Raw genomic sequence first — 3,646 nt, 5'->3', positions numbered from 1 at the left:
GCCGAACCACGGCTTCATCGGCCACATCTCCCGCTACGAAATCGGCGACGCCGCCATTCGACCTTTGGCCGTTGATTTCCCGAATGACCTGTTGAAGCGCTTGCTCGTTTCTGGCGATCAGCATTAACCGAGCACCGCGCCTAGCGGCCATGCGAGCCGTCACAAGGCCGATGCCGCTGGAAGCGCCGGTGACCACGATGACCTGTTCATTAAGAGGTTTGAGTCGGATGTTCATCGCTCTACATTCGGTTGCCGTAGGAAAGCGTTACGATGCTGCCCTTGTGACAACATCATCGTTCTTTTTACCGTCTATAAAAGTAGTTGACGACTAGAAGATTCCCGAGAGAGGGGAATTATGAGAAGCGTTCGCTGATGAAACTAGGCATACTCTGGTACTACCGTGTATTAAAATTATGAAACGGAATGGCTCTGCTTCGAAGAAGGATTTGTTTAAGTTGATTATTGAACCGTTTCGCGGCATCGCCTGCTTTAAAACTCGAGGTTTGACAGGACGGCTTCCACCGCTTTTTCGTCCCGAACCATCGCGACGTTAATCGTGGCATTTTATCGATGGTCGCCACAGATGAAGAGACCGCCGCGTAGACGAACCGTATCAGGGATTTTGTCAATCATGTCAGGCTGTTGACTAGGCAGCGCATGGGGAATTCGATAACACCGCAGAAATTTCCATCGCGCCACCTGTGTTCCAAACCAATCAGTGAGCTGGGCCACGACCGATTGTGCAAGCGATCGATCGTCGCGGCGCATCCGTCGCATTCACAACCGCGCGCGTCTCCCACCAAGCGTTCTCCGGCATCGTCTCTTCAGGATGGTTTGACCTATAAATGATCATGATCTCCCTTTCTTCCTAAGCGAGCCAGGCTTATGAGCGGCTGTCTTTCCACTTTTTTCGCTTCGCACGAGATATTCAGGATGACCGGCGGATGCTTTTGCCTTGTGGCCTTTTACTTTTTTTGTTGAGGTCAATTTCTTTACGACGCGTCCCGTAGTCGGACCTTGGGACGTTTTCCATTGCACCTTATCGTTCTTTTTCAACTTTTCATTCATGGACTGTATTACCGCCTTTCAGTGCGCTCATGGCTCCGGTTTTCCTTCTTTTTGAACTTCCACTGCTCGTCCTTGCTGCGTTACAGTCGCGGTGATACGGTCGCCGGGATGGAAATTGTGGTTGGTTCTTGTCTTAGGGTCAATCGTAATCACGGTTTCTTTATCATTTACTTCTTCGATCGTCAGGGAGCCTTCCTCAGCTTTGATGACACGGCCACGTATGGTTTTCGCTCCTGAGACCTGACTGTGAGATTCCTTGACATGGCGATCGTCATGAGGAACGCCGGCGTCCTTGGCATATACAGATGGGACATAGATGGAGCCGCACAAGACGGCAATTATGGTGTATCGACCGACAGAGATCATTTTCTTTGATTCTCCAAGAGATGAGGCAGCAAGAGTCCCGCAGCAAGTGCTGCGTAAATCCAGGGGAAACTACGTCGGGGCAGGCTCAACTCGAATCCCGGCGTGAAGCGGCGCGGGATCAGGTGGTAGTCTGTGACATAGGCGAGCGCGGCAACACTCATTGCCCCCACCGCCGCTTCAGAAGCTGACGCGCGGGAAGTCCGCTGATATAACCATGCCCAAAACCCACAGGCGGCGGTATTGAGCGCCAATCCAGCCAACGTGTATTTAGCACTGATGGTGTTGACCTTTCCGGCTTGAGGTCCCCAAAGAATGTGGCTGATGCCATTGATCGGCTTTAGAGCGGCGCCATGTTCCAGTCGCCCGCAGATGGCCGCCGCGACGGCCACCGCTGCGCTACTGGTCAAGCCGCTTTTGACTTGTTCATACATCGCGATATTCAAGATGTAGACATAAACTGCCTCGGTGATCTTCGTAGAACGTATATGTGAAAGTAGTTGCAGCAAGTACTGGACCATCGAATTATTTTATGACTCAGCGAAGTTTCACGCTAACGCCATATGCCTGTACTCACGCAGTGGAACGAATGTCTTTCAGCGGACAGGATGCCCAAGAGACTGAGACTGAATAGAGCGAGGCAGGAGATGCCAGAGTCTGTAAGGTTCACATGTTCCGCTTTCGCTGCAGAGAAGCGATGGATTACAAAATGTAAGTTTATTAAAGCCGGGCTCAGAATCGAACGCCCAGTGAAACTACTGCGAAGTTGTACCATGCAAATGCGAACCGCTCGTCATTATCCACTCCCCCTTCAAATACACGGTAGCCGGCAGAGACGTACCACTTATCTGTAAGGTCATAGCGAATCTTGGCCGCTGCATCGATGGCCCGCCCTTGGGGACTCACGAGACCGTCGAAATCCACCAAGGCTGTCCAGCGAGGCGCGAGTGCATACTCTATATTGGCACTCAGCAATGGCACCACCCCGATGTCGCTGTCGGATGCCGTTACTCCTTGTTGGCTCAGCTCGACTTTCGCATCTCGAACAAAGGCCGTCACCCCGAGTTTTAACCTCCATCGCTCGGATTCGTAAAACTGATAGCGGTACGTCACTCGGTATGAATCAACTTGTACTTCGTGTCGACAGTTGTGCCTGGCGTAAAGGTTCCCCCGGCAAACAAGACCGGAGACGCAAAGGTGCCGGTGTCTGAGAAGTTGAGCGGGGCGTACACGAACCTCAAAAAATGACGATTTGACAGTTTCCATATGGCCTCAACTCTCCGGTGCACATTGGGCGAGCTATCCTGTAGGTCGGCCAGTGAGAACCGCGTTCCTTCAGCGTTGTCTGGGATATGGATTTCGTTTCGGGACTGCCACACCGCTCCCGTTTCAAACTCTACTGAGAACCGCTTATCGAAAGGCGAGGCCCAACCACAAGTCGAGCCACCATTCAACGTCAACGATACGATGGCAGTGATCACAATGGCGATGGCTCGAGACTTTCCGGCGCATTTGCATGAGTGGATGTCTTTTCCCTGTAACATTAGCGAAGAGGTGCTCCAGCTATAAACAATTCGCGCATGATGTCGGAGGTTCATGAGATAAGCAAATTAGGAAGAATAGTCGGAATTGTCGATCATAAGCTGCTCTCGTCCTGTTATCTCACCGAACGTGCGCCGATTGCTTCGCCATAAGGACAGCCAGGCGCTGCTGAAGGGCCGGAAGGTCGCTGAGAATCTCGATGCGTCGTGCCGCCTCAGGAAGACTTAGGGACTGCGCACCTGCACCTCCGATCAGTATGGTTCGACGCGGAGTCATGAGATCGCAAAGCGTTGCGATCCAGGAAGACCATTCATGAGCCGGGACCGGTGTAGTCACCGACAGCAGCAGGACGTTCGGGTCGGTCTGCCTGCAGAATATCGCCAATTGGTCGATAGGCACATTCGCCCCGAGATAGTAGGTCTGACAGCCGCGTGAGGCACAAATATAGGCGGCCGCTTGAGCCCCTACCTCATGAAACTCGCCCACCGGACAGGCCACAACCACGCTCAGTCCTTCGTCATGCACCGGAAGGTGGCTCATGGCCGCGAACAGTTTTTGGCGAACCTGATTAGTGACGTAATGTTCGACCGCCACGTTGAGTCGCCCGTCATGCCATAATTGGCCGACCCGAATTTGCAGCGGTAGCAGGATGCCGTACAAGGCCTCCTCAAAT

Annotated in this window: 6 protein-coding genes; all 6 read right to left on the bottom strand. The window is 52.8% G+C overall.

Annotated features, from left to right (window positions below; all coding sequences use genetic code 11):
- Positions 1–235 (bottom strand): SDR family NAD(P)-dependent oxidoreductase (locus ACOSYY_RS03805; RefSeq protein WP_421660940.1); only part of this gene is annotated, 235 nt, incomplete at its 3' end.
- 614 nt (positions 236–849) lie between these two features.
- Entirely contained in the window at positions 850–1,068 is a 219-nt protein-coding gene (locus ACOSYY_RS03800) for a hypervirulence associated TUDOR domain-containing protein (RefSeq protein ID WP_421660939.1), read from the bottom strand.
- A 27-nt stretch (positions 1,069–1,095) separates the two neighbouring features.
- Positions 1,096–1,434: a hypothetical protein gene (locus ACOSYY_RS03795; protein WP_421660938.1), complete on the bottom strand. Its 339-nt coding sequence runs from the start codon at positions 1,432–1,434 to the stop codon at positions 1,096–1,098.
- On the bottom strand, positions 1,431–1,865 hold the full coding sequence (locus ACOSYY_RS03790) for a hypothetical protein (RefSeq protein ID WP_421660937.1): 435 nt from the start codon (positions 1,863–1,865) through the stop codon (positions 1,431–1,433). Before ACOSYY_RS03790 ends, ACOSYY_RS03795 begins: the two co-directional genes overlap by 4 nt.
- Positions 1,866–2,163: 298 nt before the next feature.
- Positions 2,164–2,544 carry a porin family protein gene (locus ACOSYY_RS03785; protein WP_421660936.1) on the bottom strand — a complete coding sequence of 127 codons (381 nt, stop codon included), beginning with the start codon at positions 2,542–2,544 and terminating at the stop codon, positions 2,164–2,166.
- A gap of 549 nt (positions 2,545–3,093) precedes the next feature.
- The coding region (locus ACOSYY_RS03780; RefSeq protein ID WP_421660935.1) for a cobalamin B12-binding domain-containing protein at positions 3,094–3,646 on the bottom strand (553 nt) is incomplete at its 5' end.

The organism is Nitrospira sp. BLG_2 (genome assembly GCF_049222245.1).
The sequence above is the reverse complement of the archived record's forward strand: the minus strand, read 5'-3'. Positions and strand labels throughout refer to the sequence as shown.

Excerpts from the sequence above, each read along its gene's own strand:
- ACOSYY_RS03800 (WP_421660939.1), bottom strand. The coding sequence starts at position 1,068 with ATGAATGAAAAGTTGAAAAAGAACGATAAGGTGCAATGGAAAACGTCC.
- ACOSYY_RS03795 (WP_421660938.1), bottom strand. The coding sequence starts at position 1,434 with ATGATCTCTGTCGGTCGATACACCATAATTGCCGTCTTGTGCGGCTCC.
- ACOSYY_RS03790 (WP_421660937.1), bottom strand. The coding sequence starts at position 1,865 with ATGTATGAACAAGTCAAAAGCGGCTTGACCAGTAGCGCAGCGGTGGCC.